This window comes from Streptomyces sp. NPDC096205 (genome assembly GCF_044763135.1).
Taxonomy (GTDB): Bacteria; Actinomycetota; Actinomycetes; order Streptomycetales; family Streptomycetaceae; genus Streptomyces.
Genome location: NZ_JBIWFS010000001.1, coordinates 467,349 through 481,580, shown reverse-complemented (window position 1 = coordinate 481,580; position 14,232 = coordinate 467,349). Strand labels below are relative to the sequence as shown.

Below are 14,232 nucleotides of genomic sequence, written 5' to 3'. Positions count from 1 at the left end.
CACCTCCCTCGTAGTGCGGGGTTTCCGCTCGCAGCCGGGGATTTCGCCACCCTCCCCCGAAGGTGACGAAATCCCCGGCCGCCCCCCGGTGCCGGACTGTGGTTCGTGCGTGCGGTGTGTCACCAGCACATGACGGCGGTCTCGCCCGGACCCCAGCCGGAGTACAGACGGGCCCTGACGAAGTAGCGGCGCCCCTTGACCAGCCGGGATGCGATCCTGGCGTTGCGCGGGGTGCCGCCGTCGTCGTCGCCCGCGAGATAGCGGGGCTCCCCGTCCCGCTCCTCGAACAGCACGACGACGGTGTCGCAGTCGCCGAACGCGGCGACCGTGTACTCGCGGGTCTCGGCCGGCTCGACGGTGAAGTCGGCCTGCTCGCCGGGGCCGAGGCGCAGCGGCGCGGAACGGAACGGCACCAGCGCCGGCGGGCGCGGCGCGTCCAGCGGCGGATACCAGCGCAGCGCGAACTCCTTGTCCAGCGGCGACAGCGTCCCGGGCGGGTTGAGCCCGCCGCGGAACTCCTCCGGCTCCAGGATCAGCCCCGGCGGGAACGGATACTCCATGATCGACTGCGGGTCCCACACCGCGCGGTTGACCTCCGCGGGGTCCAGCTTGCGCAGGATGTTGAAGTGGGTGGTCTCCCGGCTCCAGAAGTTCGGCGGGCCCGCCAGTTCGTCGTAGACGGCCTCGTCGTCCCAGTGGATGCCGGCGCACGGGCTCTGGTGCTCGTGCAGCATGCCCAGCGCGTGCCCGATCTGGTGCAGGGCCGTGGCACGCTCGCCGGGTGCGGTGAGGTCCCAGCCGAAGTTCATCGTGCGGTCGTTGATGCCGACGCGCAGCGCGTCCTTGCCGATCGACGACCATGAGCCGTCGCCGAGCTGGAACCCGATGCGCAGCTCCGCCTCCGAACGGTCGGAGACCTCCACGAAGGACAGCCCGATCCCGAGGTCGCGCCACTCGCGGAACGCGGCGCGCACCACGTCCCGCTGCTCCTCGGAGCCGACCCACGACACCCGCCGGGTCTCCGTGGAGCCGGGCAGGTGGATGACGGAGGCGTCGTGGTCGCCGTCGAAGAAGCAGTAGTGCAGGACCGTGCCGTTGACCCACATCGGCCGGCCGCCGATGAGCGCGCTCAGCCGTTCGGCGGCCAGCCCCGGGGTGAAGGCGGGGGCCGGCGCCTGCGCGAGTGAGCAGTAACGTCCGGTCATGGCAGCAGCCTGCCCCCCGGCCGCCGCCGGGCGCCTGAGTCGGGGTCTACTCAAGTCGCCCTGTATCAGGGGTGAGTACGCCGACTCCCGTTACCGTGACGACTTTCGAGACCGTGACGCCCTTCGAGACCGCTGTGCCGTCTGTCGAGACGGGGGCGGGGACGCCTACGGGGACGGGGATGCTTACCGGGACGGGGATGCTTTCCGAGACGGTGGCGCCTACGGAGCCGGGGATGCTTTCCGAGACGGTGGCGCCTACCGACACGGTGACGTCTACCGACACGGTGGCGCCTACGGAGACGGGGACGCTTTCCGAGACGGTGACGTCTTTCGGGCGGGGTGCCAAGGTCCTGGGGCCGGTGCCCTGGCCGTTCACCGGGCGGGAGGAGGAACTGGAGCTGGTCCGGCGGTCCTTGACGGCCGCCCGGCACGGCATCGTGGTGACCGGACCGGCCGGCTGCGGCAAGACCCGGCTGGTCGAGGAGGCAGTCCGGGGCGCCGACCGCGCCCGGGTCGCGGGCACGCCCGGCACCCGTGAGACGCCGTTCGCCGCCTTCGCCCACCTGCTGCCCGAGTCCGTCACCCTGCACCGCGCCCTGCACCTGCTGTCCGGCGTACGGCTGCTCGTCGTCGACGACGCCCATCTGCTCGACGACGCCTCCGCCGCGCTCGTCCACCAGCTCGCCCTGCACGCCCGGACCCGGCTGGTCGTCGTCGCCACCGACGGCGTGCCCGCACCGGGCGCGGTACGGCGGCTGTGGACCGGCGAGCTGCTGCCCCGGCTGGAGCTGGAGCCGCTGCCCCGTGACGAGGCCGACCGGCTCGTCACCGCCGCCGCGGGAGGTCCCGTCGAGCCCCTCACCGCGCGGCGGCTGCACCGCCTGTGCGCGGGTGACCTGCGGCTGCTGCGCGACCTGCTGGGCGCGGTGGAGGAGCGGGGGCTGCTCGTCCCCGACCCGGACACCGGGGCACGCGCCTGGCACGGGCCGCTCCCGCTGACCCTCGCCGTCCACGAGCGCGCCGCGGCCGTCCTGGACCGCACCGACCCCGCCGAGCGGGCGACCCTCGACCGGCTGGCCTTCGCCGAACCCCTGCCGCTCGACGCCGCCGACTGCGACCTGGGCGTCCTGGAACGCCTGGAGTCCGAGGGCCTGATCCTCGTCACGGACGACCCGCGCACCCCGGACGCCGTCCGCCTCGCCCACCCCCTGCACGGCCCCGCCCTGCGCGCCGCGGCCGGCCGCCTGCGCGCCCGCCGCCTCACCCGTACGTCGGAGGAGACCGGCCTCGCCCTCAAGACCGAGGCGGCCACGCTGGAACGGCGCATCGACGCCGCCGACGTACGCGACCTGCCCACACCCGCGGGCGACTGGCTCACCGAGTCCGGCACCCCGGTCCCCGCGCCCTACGCGGCCGTACGCGCCCGCTTCTCCCGCCTCCGCGGCGAACTCCACGAGGCCGCGGCCTGGTCCCGCCTGGCCCTCCGGCACACTCCGGAGGACGAGGCGTGCCGACTCGAACTCGCCCTGAGCACAGCGCAGTCGGGTGACCTGTCCGGCCATGACACGGGCTGGCCGACGAGCCCTCGCGCGCACGGGCCGTCCGCGCGCGGCGAGCGAGACGACGAGGCCCCGGTCGCCCGTCACCCGCACCGCGTGCCGCGTGGCGCGGGGGCGGGGGACCGGCCGGCCACCGGGTCCGCGCAGCTCGGCGCCGAACCCACCGGCGCACTGCCCGGCGACAAGGCTGCCACCACGGATGCCCAACGCCTCACCCCGCGCGGCGTCCTTGAAGGCCCAGCCCTCAGCCGTGTCCCTCCTGCCGCGTCCGCCTGGTTCGCTGCCGCCCGGGGCGACCTCGACGGCGCGATCGCCGCGCTCGGCGACGACCGGCCCTACGACGCCGTACGACTCGGTGTGCCGGAGCGGGCGGTCGGGGCGCTGCCTGCCGGTGGGGTGTTCGCCGCTCACGCCGAGGCGCTCGCGCGGGGTGACGGACCTGCCCTCGACCGGGTGGCCGAGGCGCTGCGGGAGCGGGGGTTCGTGTTGTTCGCGGCCGAGGCGCACGCCCAGGCGGCCCGGGTGCACCGGGACCCGCTTGCGGCGCGTACCGCGCGGACGCGGGCCGTCGCCCTGGCGCGCCGCTGCCAGGGGGCGCGTACCCCGGCCCTGACCGGGCTGGTGCTCGGCGAACTCACCGCGCGCCAGCGGCAGATCGTGACCCTGGCAGCGGCGGGCCTGAGCAACCGGCAGATCGCCGAGCGCCTCACCCTGTCCGTGCGGACGGTCGGCAATCACCTCTACGGCGCCTACACCCGCCTCGGCGGCGACCGCCGCACCCTGCCCTGCCTGGTGGCCGAGCCGGACTCCAAGTCGGCCTGAGCCGACGGCGTGCACCGGCTCGGCGGCGACCGTCGGACCCTGCCCTGCCTGGTGGCCGAGTCCGACACCAAGTCGGCCTGACCCGGCGGGCCTTCACGCCGCGCCGAACGCCGTGAACGCCCACCCCGTCGCCTGGTGCACCGCGTCGTCCGGCACGGCCGCACGGGCGTCGCGCAGGGCCTCGGCCAGGGACAGCCCGGCGGCGAGGCCCTTGTGCAGGGCCAGCATCAGCGGTACGACGGCCTCGTCGTTGACGGGCGCGCTGCACGCCACCACGCCCGCGGTGCCCAGCGGCAGCAACGCCGTGACGAGGCCGAGGAGTTCGTCGGCGCCGACGGACGCGAAGCGGGCGGTGTCGCAGCAGGACAGGATGATGCGGTACGGGCTGCGGTCGAGGCGCTCGAAGTCGTGGACGACGATGGGCCCGTCGGCCATCCGCAGCGAGGAGAACAGGGGGCTGTCCACCCGGAACGCCCCGTGCGCGGCGATGTGCGCCAAGGCCGCCCCGTCCAGTTCCTGAAGCACCCGCGGCACCCGCGCCTCGTCGTCCTCCAGGACGGTCGGGGAGCCGTACCGGCCCACCAGTTCCGGCACCTCCGCGCCGCCCGTGGCCAGCCCTGGACCGCGTACCAGGACATGCCGCCCGCCCGGCGGCGGCGCGGTCTCATGGGCCCGCAGCCAGCTGGTCGCCGACGGCGACACGCTCAGCACCCGGTCCCGGAGCGACGGCAGCAGCGCCCACGGCACCCGGTGCAGCCGCCCCGGCGGCACCACCACGACCGGTCCGCCGCCCAGATGCGCGGCCGCCGGACCCAGCAGCAGCTCCTCCAGGCGCCGCCCCATGGCCTCCACCAGCGGCAGCCGCGCCTCCGCCCCGGGATGCGCGAGCCGCCGCAGCCCGGCCTGCACATGCTCGGCCTCGGACTCGGCCTGCGCCAGCGGCCCCGCCTCGAAGCGGCGCACCCGTCCGCCGCCGCACAGCAGCACATGCACCCGGCCGTCCACCACCGCCAGCTCCAGCAGCCGGGTCTCGCCGAGCGCCGCCAGCAGCCGGCCCGTGTCGAACCGGTCCCCGTCCCCGGGCGCGTCCCCACGGATGTGCAGGGTGCGGGAACGGATCTCCCGCTCCAGGCGCCGCTGTTCACGCTCCAGCGCCGGCACCGGACGCCCCTCCATCCGGGCCGCGTCCGCACGGGCCGCGATCTCCCGGTAGGCGGTGAGCCCGCTCTGCAGGGCCGGGTCGGCCGGTGGCCGGGTCGGCGGTGCCGACAGCGCGGTCGCCCGCCAGCGCTCGCTCCACTCCAGGAGCCGCCGTGACCCGCCCGCCGCCAGCGAGGCCCGCTGCGCGAGCGCCGCCAGCTCCGCGCCCTGCTCCGACGCCCGCGCCCTGAGCTCCGAGGCGCCCAGCGTCATCCGATGGTCGTCGAGCACGGCCAGACCGCGCCGGCACGCCTGAAGGACACCCCGCCCCGACCCGGCCGCCTGCGCGCGCAGCGCCTGCGCCGCCCAGCCGGTGATCCGCGCCAGCGGCGGCCCGGCGTGTCTGCTGCGCGCGGCCACCGCCAGATGCCGCTCCGCGTCCGCCCGCCAGCCCAGCGCCAGCGCGATCCGGCCCGCGAGCAGCGAGGCCTCGGGCGCGGCCGGAGCCTTGAAGGACGCCAGGCGCTCGGCCACCGCGGCCGCGTCCGCCACCAGCCGGCCCGAGCGCCGCCCGGCCGCCACCCGCGCCTCGATCAGCACCAGCCGGGCGTGCGTCTCCCACCAGGTGCGCCGCTGCCCGGCGAACAGCCGTACCGCCAGCGCCGCGCGGGCTATCGCCGTGTGCGGGTCACCGGCGAGCCGTGCCGCGCGGGCCGCCGCCAGCAGCAGCTCCGCCTTGCGGGTCGACTGGCCGCCGATGCCGTCCAGCGCCGCGATCGCCGCGTCCGCCTCCGCGAGCGCCTCCGGCGCGAGGCCCGCCGCCATCAGCACCTCGCAGCGGCGGATGTTCAGCATGAACGTCGGTGTGCCCAGCGCCGCGTACCGGCCCTCGGCCTCGTCCAGCAGCCGCAGCGCCGCCGGGATGTCCCCGGCGCGGAACGCCGCCAGGCCCCGGCTCTCCACCGCGTCCGCCTTGTCGTGCTCCTGCCCGGTGGTGTCCCACAGCGCCTCTGCCGCCGTGAAGTCCGCCTCCGCCCGGTCCACCGCGCCCAGCGCCAGATGCACCGTCGCCCGCAGGGTGAGCGCCCGCGCCGTCCAGATCGTGTCGTCCGCCTGCCGCAGCACCGGGATCGCCCGCCGTACGTCCTCCAGTGCCTGCCGGTGCTGCCCCAGCACCCACCAGGCGTACGCCCTGCGGTACAGCACCCGCGCCCGCGTGTGCCCGCTGCCGCGCAGCACGCCCCGCTCGAACGCGGTGAGCCCCTGCCGAGTGCGCCCCGCGTGCACCAACGCGACCCCGAGCGTGCCCAGTACGTCCGCCTCCCGCTCGGCGGAGTCCGCGCGCGCCGCGCAGTCCCGGGCCCGGCGCAGATGGTGCAGCGCGAGCCGCAGATCGCCGAAGTCCCGCTGCCAGATGCCGATCACCTGATGGGCCACGGAGGCGTGCAGGGGCGAGGCGCCGGACCCCAGCACGCTCCGGGCCCGCGCCAGCGCCTCGTTCGGGGCGGCGAACACCATCGGCAGCAGTTCCAGCACCGAGTCGCTTCCCGCTGTCACGCAACGGATGCTAGTCGCCACGGAACCGCATCACACGGGTCGGGGTCTGTATCAGGCAACGATCCCGCGGCTCTGTCTGACGACCGTTGCCCCACCGGGAGGACCCGCCATGGCACCACAGCGATTCCACGAGCAGTTCGACCAGATCCAGCGCTCGCTGCCGGACGTCCCCCTCGCCCTGGGGCCCGACGACTCCGCCGAGTTCATCTACGAGAAGGGCGTCGTCCTCGCCCGCGACGGCGAGGAGGCCCGCATCGTCGAGGACGTCGTGCGCGCCCACTTCACCGAGAACCCGGCACTGACCGCCGACACCGTGCGCCGGGCCAGCCGGGAGGCCAACCGCTCCGGCATCACCCGCATCCAGGTCGGCGACCCCGGCCAGGGCGTCCGGGGCGCGGACCAGGAGGTCGCCGCCGCGATGCGCGCCGTGCGGCAGGCCGAGGGCCGCGCCGGACGCCGGCTGATCAGCCGCAACCACGTCGTCTCCATCGCGGTCAACGCCTGTCCCGGCGACGAACCCGTGCCCGTCCCGCGCACCGAGGTTCCCAACCCCGGCCTGGACACCAGCCGTTACGACCCCGAGACGGCCGTCGGCGTCCTCGTCGTCGACACCGGCCTGATGCACGACTACCGCTCCTACCCGCCCCTCGTGCACACCGAGGGCGACGCCCAGCTCAGGGAGACCGACGACCAGGGTGTCCTGCAGCAGTACGTCGGCCACGGCACCTTCATAGCCGGGCTCGTCGCCGCCGTCGCGCCCAACACCGAGATCACGGTGAGCAACGCGCTCACCGACGCGGGCGCCATCCTGGAGTCCGAATTCGGCGAGAAACTCTTCGAGGCCGTCGACCGCGGCGGCTGGCCCGACATCCTCAGCCTCTCCGCCGGCACCTCCAACGGCCGCACCGACGGCCTGCTCGGCATCGAGACCTTCATGCTCGAACTCAAGCAGCGGCGCACCCTGCTGGTCGCCTGCGCCGGCAACAACGCCAGCGCCACGCCCTTCTGGCCCGCCGCCTACGCGGGACTGCCCGACTTCGAGGACGTCGTGCTGTCCGTCGGAGCCCTGCGCGGCGACGGCGAGTTCGGCGCCTGCTTCTCCAACCACGGCTCCTGGGTGCGGGCGTACGCCCCCGGCGAGCGCCTCACCAGCGCCCTCACCGGCTTCACCACCCCCGTGCCGTACGTCTACCAGCACTCCACCTACGACGCCTGCCGCTACGGCTTCACCTACGCCTGCACCTGCCAGGCCCCCAGCCACACCGGCGTGCTGACCGAGGGGCAGAGCGGCGGGTCCGGCAAGGCCGACCAGGTCATGTTCGAGGGATTCGCCAGCTGGAGCGGCACCTCCTTCGCCGCCCCGGTCGTCGCCGGGATGATCGCCGCCCATATGACCGCCCACAAGGAGACCGACCCGCGCGCGGCCCGTCGGCAACTGCTCGCCGCGAACACCGAGTTCGCGGAGGTGCGCGGGGCGCACGTGCCGGCGCTGCGGCCGGCCGGCTGGCGCCCGGTGCCGGTCACGGCCTCGTGATGAGCACCTCCGTTCAGACGAGGATCGGAGCATGCCCCTCCACGGCGTACGATGACATGCCGTACACGAGGGGTGGGGCCGTGGACCGTGCAGATGTCGGCGCGCTCGTCCAGTCCGCCGTCGAGGGTGACGCGGCGGCCTGGAAAGCGCTGGTGGAAGGGCTGAGCCCGCTGGTGTGGTCGGTGGTGCGCGCCCACCGGCTGTCCGACGCCGACGCCCACGAGGTCTACCAGACGGTGTGGTTCCGCTTCGCCCAGCATCTGGGCCGGCTGCGGGAACCGGACAAGGCGGGCTCCTGGCTCGCCAGCACCGCACGGCACGAGAGCCTGAAGGTCATCAAGAGCCTCAAGCGGCTCACGCCCACCGACGACCCGCAGCTCCTGGACCGGGTCAGCGAGGACCGTACGCCCGAGCAGTCCGTCCTCGACTCCGAGGAGGCGGCCGCCGAGACCGAGCGGATCCGCTGCATGTGGCAGGAGTTCGAGGCGCTCGGCGACCGCTGCAGGCAACTGCTGCGGGTGCTGATGGCCTCGCCGCCACCGGCCTACCAGGAGGTGTCCGCGGCCCTTGGTATTGCCGTGGGCTCCATCGGACCGCTGCGCCAGCGCTGTCTGCGGCGGCTGCGCGCCCGAATCGACGCACGGGGAGCGCTGTGAACCACTACGACGCCAACGACAACGCCCACGACGACGGCAACGGCTTCGACGACGAGCCCTTCGGTGAGGACTCCTTCGACACCGGCCCGCTGGAGGAGGAGCTGCGCCGCGCCGCGGCCGTCCTCGACCCGGTGCCGGCCGAGCTGCGCAGGGTCGCGGTGGAGGCCTACTTCCTGCACGACCTCGACGCGCAGATCGCCGAGCTGACCTTCGACTCGCTGGTCGACGCCATCCCGGTGAGGGGAGTGGCCGACCCGCCGCGGATGCTGACCTTCCGGGCGGGCGAGCTGACCGTGGACGTGGAGGTGAGCGGCGAGGGGCTGATGGGGCAGGTGCTCCCGCCCCAGCCGGCCGGCATCGAGGTCCTCGGCGGGGTGCAGCCGGCCGCGCCGACCGCCCTCGCCGCCGACGACATGGGCCGCTTCGCCAGCGACACGACCCCGTCGGGGCCCTTCGCGCTGCGGCTGCGGGCCGGCGGACAGGTGGTCGTCACCGAATGGCTGCGCGCCTGACGCACCAGGCCGCACCCGCCTCCCGGTCGCCCCTGACGCACCAGGCCGCACCCGGCCTCCCGGGTCACCCCTGACTCACCAGGGGCAGGCTCCGCGGTCCCCGGATCATCGTCCTGATACGCCAGGGCACCTGATCCACGGGGACCGCGAGCCGCAGCCCCGGCATCCGGTCCGGCAGCGTGTCCACCAGCAGCCGCGGTGGGGGATGAACCGCGCGGCCGGCCCGACGGCCTGCCGCCGCCTCCTTCTCCTCCTCGCACACCTCACCCGCCGCCCCGCCACCCGTCGCACGGGAGTTGCTCCGGCCGGATCAGCCCTTCGGTACGGCGTCCACCAGACGGGCCAGCGCCTGTGCGAGCGCACCGAGCCCGGCCGTGGCGGGGCCGCCCGGCTCGGTCATGTAGGTGTCCCGCCGGATCTCCACCATCAGCGCGGCGACCCGCGGGTCACGGCCGTAGAACTCCAGCGGCACGTACGTCCCCGCGAAGGGACTGTCCAGCCCCGTCTCCCCGATCTGCGAGAACGCCTCGGAGGCGGCCGCGAGCAGTTCCGGCGGGGTGTGGAAGGAGTCGGTCCCGAGGCACACCGGCGGACGGGGTCCGCTGCCGTGCAGCTCGTAGGGCAGTGCCCGGGTCGGATACGAGTGCACGTCGATGATCACCGCCCGCCCGGTGGCGGCCAGCCGGTCGGCCACCGCCTCGCTCATGGCCTGCGCGTACGGCCGGAAGTACCGCTCGATGAGCGGCCCGGGCCGGCCGTCCCCCTCCCGGAGCACCTCCTTGTGCGTCGTCCGTGTGTACACGGCCCCCATCCCCACGGCGAGCATCTCCTCCCGCTCGTCGGGGAACCGCTCGGGGTCGACGACGAGCCGCGACAGCCGGTTCACGAACCGCCAGGGCGTGAGACCGGCGAGCGCGGCGGCCTCCGCGGCGATCTCGGCGGTGTGCGCGTCGGTGATGTGGTCCAGCTCCCGCTCCAGCGCCGGGTCGTCCAGCACGATCCCGGCCCGCACCTCGGCCGGTATCTCCCGAGAGGAGTGCGGCACATGCAGGATCACGGGCGAGTCGTCGGCGCCGGACACAAGAGCGAAGGACATCACGGTCTCCCTGAAAAGGCGGAAGCTTATGTGATCAAGGTGCCACACGGGTCTGACAACGGCTCCGCCCCGGCCGGGCGCGATGCCGGCCGGGGCGGAGTCTCGGTCAAACCCGCGAGCGTCAGCTCAGGGAGGCGAGGGCCTCGTTCCAGGTGGCCGACGGGCGCATGACCGCGGCGGCCTTGGCCGGGTCGGGCTGGTAGTAGCCGCCGATGTCGGCCGGGTTGCCCTGGACGGCGTTCAGCTCGTCGACGATCTTCTGCTCGTTGGCCGCGAGGGTCTCCGCCAGCGGGGCGAAGGCCTTGGCCAGGTCGGCGTCGTCGGTCTGCTTGGCCAGCTCCTGCGCCCAGTACAGGGACAGGTAGAAGTGGCTGCCGCGGTTGTCGATGCCGCCGACGCGACGGGTCGGGGACTTGTCCTCGTTGAGGAAGGTCGCCGTGGCGCGGTCCAGCGTGTCGGCGAGGACCTTGGCCTTCGGGTTGTCGGTGGCCGCCGCGTACTGCTCCAGGGACGGGACCAGCGCGAAGAACTCACCGAGGGAGTCCCAGCGCAGGTAGTTCTCCTTGACCAGCTGCTGGACGTGCTTCGGGGCGGAGCCGCCGGCGCCCGTCTCGAACAGGCCGCCGCCCGCCATCAGCGGGACGACCGACAGCATCTTGGCGCTGGTGCCCAGCTCCAGGATCGGGAACAGGTCGGTGAGGTAGTCACGCAGCACGTTGCCGGTCACCGAGATGGTGTTCTCACCGCGGCGGATGCGCTCCACCGACAGCTTGGTCGCCTCGACGGGGGCGAGGATGCGGATGTCCAGACCCTCGGTGTCGTGCTCCGGCAGGTACTGCTGGACCTTGGCGATCAGCTGCGCGTCGTGGGCGCGGGTCTCGTCCAGCCAGAACACCGCCGGGTCGCCGGTGGCACGGGCCCGGGTGACGGCCAGCTTCACCCAGTCGCGGATCGGGTCGTCCTTGGTCTGGCAGGCGCGGAAGATGTCGCCCTCGGCGACCGGCTGCTCGATCAGGACGTTGCCGGCCTGGTCGACCAGGCGGACGGTGCCCGCGGCCGGGATCTCGAAGGTCTTGTCGTGGGAGCCGTACTCCTCGGCCTTCTGCGCCATCAGGCCGACGTTCGGGACCGAGCCCATGGTCGACGGGTCGTAGGCGCCGTTGGCGCGGCAGTCGTCGATCACGGCCTGGTAGACGCCGGAGTAGGAGGAGTCCGGCAGGACCGCGAGGGTGTCGGCCTCCTGGCCGTCCGGGCCCCACATGTGGCCGGAGGTGCGGATCATGGCCGGCATCGAGGCGTCGACGATGACGTCGGACGGCACGTGCAGGTTGGTGATGCCCTTGTCGGAGTCGACCATGGCCAGCGCCGGGCCCTCGGCCAGCTCGGCGTCGAAGGACGCCTTGATCTCGGCGCCGTTCTCCAGGGCGTCCAGGCCCTTGAGGATGCCGCCCAGACCGTCGTTCGGGGACAGACCGGCGGCGGCCAGCGCCTCGCCGTACCGGGCGAACGTCTTCGGGAAGAAGGCGCGTACGACGTGGCCGAAGATGATCGGGTCGGAGACCTTCATCATCGTGGCCTTCAGGTGCACGGAGAACAGCACGCCCTCCGCCTTGGCGCGGGCGACCTGCGCGGTGAGGAACTCGCGGAGCTGGGCGACACGCATCACGGAGGCGTCGACGACCTCACCGGCGAGCACCGGCACCGACTCGCGCAGCACCGTGGTGGAGCCGTCCTCGGCCACCAGCTCGATCTTCAGCGAGCCGGCCTCGGAGACCACCGCGGACTTCTCGGTGGAGCGGAAGTCGTTCTCGCCCATGGTCGCCACGTTGGTCTTGGAGTCCGCCGACCAGGCGCCCATGCGGTGCGGGTGGGTCTTGGCGTAGTTCTTCACCGAGGCGGGGGCGCGGCGGTCGGAGTTGCCCTCGCGCAGGACCGGGTTCACGGCCGAGCCCTTGACCTTGTCGTAGCGGGCCTTGATCTCCCGCTCCTCGTCGGTCTTCGGGTCGTCCGGGTAGTTCGGCAGCGCGTAGCCCTGCGCCTGCAGCTCGGCGACGGCGGCCTTGAGCTGCGGGATGGACGCCGAGATGTTCGGCAGCTTGATGATGTTGGCCGCGGGCGTCTTGGCCAGCTCACCCAGCTCCGACAGCGCGTCCGGGATGCGCTGGTCCTCGGTCAGGTACTCCGGGAACACCGCGATGAGGCGCCCGGCCAGCGAGATGTCCCGGGTCTCCACAGAGACACCCGCCTGCGAGGCGTAGGCCTGGACCACCGGCAGGAAGGAATACGTCGCCAGGGCCGGGGCCTCGTCAGTGTGCGTATAGATGATGGTCGAGTCAGTCACCGGGTGCTCCGCTCCACGTCTGCAACATTGCTCGACATCAAGATATCTCGTGACCGCCCCCGTCTCGACAGGGGTCCGGCCGGAGCCGCTCGTGGATCGGTCGGAGATCGGTCGTGGATCATCCGGGTCACGGAGCAACCGAAGGAGGTGATCTTGCACTCATGGCAGGTGATCGTCATCTCATCCGACGACGGCCGGACCCGACCAGCCGGCCGCCCGAGCGAAAGCCGACCATGAGATATCGCAGCAGACTGACCGCCCCGGCCGCCCTCCTCGGCACCGCCGCGGCACTGACCGCCGGCGTCCCGGCGCACGCCGCCACGGGGGGACCGACGGCGAAGCGCCCCGTGCGCACCCCCTCGCCCGGCCCCGAGACCCTCGGCGACCCCGTCTACCCGAGCCTCGGCAACGACGGCTACCGGGTCGGCGCCTACGACCTCGACCTGGCCTGGGACGCCGGCAACCGGATCGTCACCGGCACCGCGACCCTCCTGATCACCACCACCCGGGAGCTGAACCGCTTCTCCCTGGACGCCCTCGGCCTCGACATACGGTCCGTGCGGGTCAACAACACCCCGGCCACCTACGCCCAGTCGGGCGAGAAGCTGCGGATCACCCCCGCCACGCCGCTCGCGGCGAACGTGGCCGCGCGGGTCACCGTCCTGTACTCGGCCGACCCGCGGCGGGCCCTCGCCCACACCGCCTGGGTGCCCACCCCGGACGGGTTCGCGGTGTGTCCGCAGCCGAACTCGGCGCACACCGTCTTCCCCTGCAACGATCACCCGGCGGACAAGGCGGACTTCACCTGCCGCATCACCGTCCCGGCCGGACTGCGCGGCGTCGCCAGCGGCAACCTCGTGAGCACCGAGACCCTCGCCGACGGCCGCAAGGCGTACTACTACCGCTCGGCCTCGCCCATCGCGACCGAGGTGGTGCAGATCACCGTCGGCGACTACGTCGTCAAGGAGCGGCCCGGCCCGCACGGGCTGCCGCTGCGCGATGTCGTCCCCACCGCGCGCGCCGCCGCGCTTGAGCCCGCCCTCGCCCTCACCCCGCGCCTGATGGAGTGGGTCGAGGCCCGCCTGGGCGCCTTCCCGTTCGAGACGTACGGGCTGCTGCCCTGCAACTCCGACGACCCCGCGGCGTTCGACTTCACCGGCCTGGAGACCCAGACCCTCACCCTGTACAAGCCGAACTTCCTCCTTCAGGAGGAGAAGAAGATCGGCTCGCACATGATGCACGAGCTGGTCCACTCCTACTTCGGCGACAGCGTCTCCCCGGCCACCTGGGCCGACCTGTGGCTGAACGAGGGCCACGCCGACTACTACGGGCTGCTCTACCGCTACGAGCGCGGCTGGCCGGACTCCCTCGGCCTGACCACGCTGGAGGCGCGGATGAAGCACACCTACGCGCTCGGCGACCAGTGGCGGGCCCAGTCCGGGCCGGTGGCCTCGCCGACCGCGGCCAACCTCTTCGACAGCCAGCGCTACCTGGGCGGCGTGCTCGTGCTGTACGCGCTGCGGCAGCGGGTCGGACAGGGCGTGTTCGACGCGATCGAGCGCGCCTTCCTCGCCCGCCACCGCAACTCCGCGGCGTCCACGAAGGACTTCATCGCGGTCGCCTCCCAGACGGCGGGCGAGGATCTGTCCGGCTTCCTCACCGAGTGGCTCTACGGCACCAAGACGCCGCGGATGCCCGGCCACCCGGACTGGACGGTCACGCCGGTGAGCTCGTCGTTCGCCGCCCCGCCCAGCCGCAGCGCCAAGCCCCACGACAACTCCGCGACGCTGTAAGGCGCTTTCGGAGGGAG

Annotated in this window: 9 protein-coding genes; 5 read left to right on the top strand and 4 right to left on the bottom strand. The window is 73.5% G+C overall.

Features of this window, described 5'->3' with window-relative positions:
- Window positions 1–119: 119 nt before the first annotated feature.
- A complete protein-coding gene (locus tag ACIQ6Y_RS02170; protein ID WP_404031586.1) occupies window positions 120–1,205 on the bottom strand; it encodes a M12 family metallopeptidase in 1,086 nt (361 codons plus the stop codon).
- 320 nt (window positions 1,206–1,525) lie between these two features.
- On the opposite strand from ACIQ6Y_RS02170, the gene ACIQ6Y_RS02165 reads away from it, so the two are divergent.
- Window positions 1,526–3,586 (top strand): LuxR C-terminal-related transcriptional regulator, encoded by a 2,061-nt coding sequence (locus ACIQ6Y_RS02165; RefSeq protein WP_404031583.1) that lies wholly within the window; start codon window positions 1,526–1,528, stop codon window positions 3,584–3,586.
- 93 nt (window positions 3,587–3,679) lie between these two features.
- Here ACIQ6Y_RS02165 and ACIQ6Y_RS02160 read toward each other — a convergent pair whose 3' ends face one another.
- A complete protein-coding gene (locus tag ACIQ6Y_RS02160) occupies window positions 3,680–6,244 on the bottom strand; it encodes a CHAT domain-containing protein (protein ID WP_404033651.1) in 2,565 nt (854 codons plus the stop codon).
- A 148-nt stretch (window positions 6,245–6,392) separates the two neighbouring features.
- Here ACIQ6Y_RS02160 and ACIQ6Y_RS02155 point away from each other — a divergent pair, with 148 nt between their 5' ends.
- From ACIQ6Y_RS02155 to ACIQ6Y_RS02145, 3 genes are read left to right on the top strand one after another with little or no spacing between them, the layout of a single operon-like run.
- A complete protein-coding gene (locus tag ACIQ6Y_RS02155; RefSeq protein ID WP_404031580.1) occupies window positions 6,393–7,817 on the top strand; it encodes a S8/S53 family peptidase in 1,425 nt (474 codons plus the stop codon).
- A 56-nt stretch (window positions 7,818–7,873) separates the two neighbouring features.
- On the top strand, window positions 7,874–8,473 hold the full coding sequence (locus ACIQ6Y_RS02150; RefSeq protein WP_404031577.1) for an RNA polymerase sigma factor: 600 nt from the start codon (window positions 7,874–7,876) through the stop codon (window positions 8,471–8,473).
- Window positions 8,470–8,985 (top strand): hypothetical protein, encoded by a 516-nt coding sequence (locus ACIQ6Y_RS02145; protein WP_404031575.1) that lies wholly within the window; start codon window positions 8,470–8,472, stop codon window positions 8,983–8,985. The genes ACIQ6Y_RS02150 and ACIQ6Y_RS02145 overlap by 4 nt, the downstream gene beginning before the upstream one ends.
- A gap of 310 nt (window positions 8,986–9,295) precedes the next feature.
- Here ACIQ6Y_RS02145 and ACIQ6Y_RS02140 read toward each other — a convergent pair whose 3' ends face one another.
- Window positions 9,296–10,081 (bottom strand): N-formylglutamate amidohydrolase, encoded by a 786-nt coding sequence (locus tag ACIQ6Y_RS02140; RefSeq protein WP_404031572.1) that lies wholly within the window; start codon window positions 10,079–10,081, stop codon window positions 9,296–9,298.
- Between the two features lie 121 nt (window positions 10,082–10,202).
- Entirely contained in the window at window positions 10,203–12,422 is a 2,220-nt protein-coding gene (locus ACIQ6Y_RS02135; protein ID WP_404031570.1) for an NADP-dependent isocitrate dehydrogenase, read from the bottom strand.
- A gap of 233 nt (window positions 12,423–12,655) precedes the next feature.
- Here ACIQ6Y_RS02135 and ACIQ6Y_RS02130 point away from each other — a divergent pair, with 233 nt between their 5' ends.
- Window positions 12,656–14,215, top strand: a complete 1,560-nt coding sequence (locus tag ACIQ6Y_RS02130; RefSeq protein ID WP_404031567.1) for a M1 family metallopeptidase — start codon at window positions 12,656–12,658, stop codon at window positions 14,213–14,215.
- The last annotated feature ends 17 nt before the right edge of the window (window positions 14,216–14,232 follow it).

Coding starts and splice junctions, on each gene's coding strand:
- ACIQ6Y_RS02130 (WP_404031567.1), top strand. CDS start 12,656: ATGAGATATCGCAGCAGACTGACCGCCCCGGCCGCCCTCCTCGGCACC.
- ACIQ6Y_RS02140 (WP_404031572.1), bottom strand. CDS start 10,081: ATGTCCTTCGCTCTTGTGTCCGGCGCCGACGACTCGCCCGTGATCCTG.
- ACIQ6Y_RS02155 (WP_404031580.1), top strand. CDS start 6,393: ATGGCACCACAGCGATTCCACGAGCAGTTCGACCAGATCCAGCGCTCG.
- ACIQ6Y_RS02150 (WP_404031577.1), top strand. CDS start 7,874: ATGCCGTACACGAGGGGTGGGGCCGTGGACCGTGCAGATGTCGGCGCG.
- ACIQ6Y_RS02160 (WP_404033651.1), bottom strand. CDS start 6,244: ATGGTGTTCGCCGCCCCGAACGAGGCGCTGGCGCGGGCCCGGAGCGTG.
- ACIQ6Y_RS02170 (WP_404031586.1), bottom strand. CDS start 1,205: ATGACCGGACGTTACTGCTCACTCGCGCAGGCGCCGGCCCCCGCCTTC.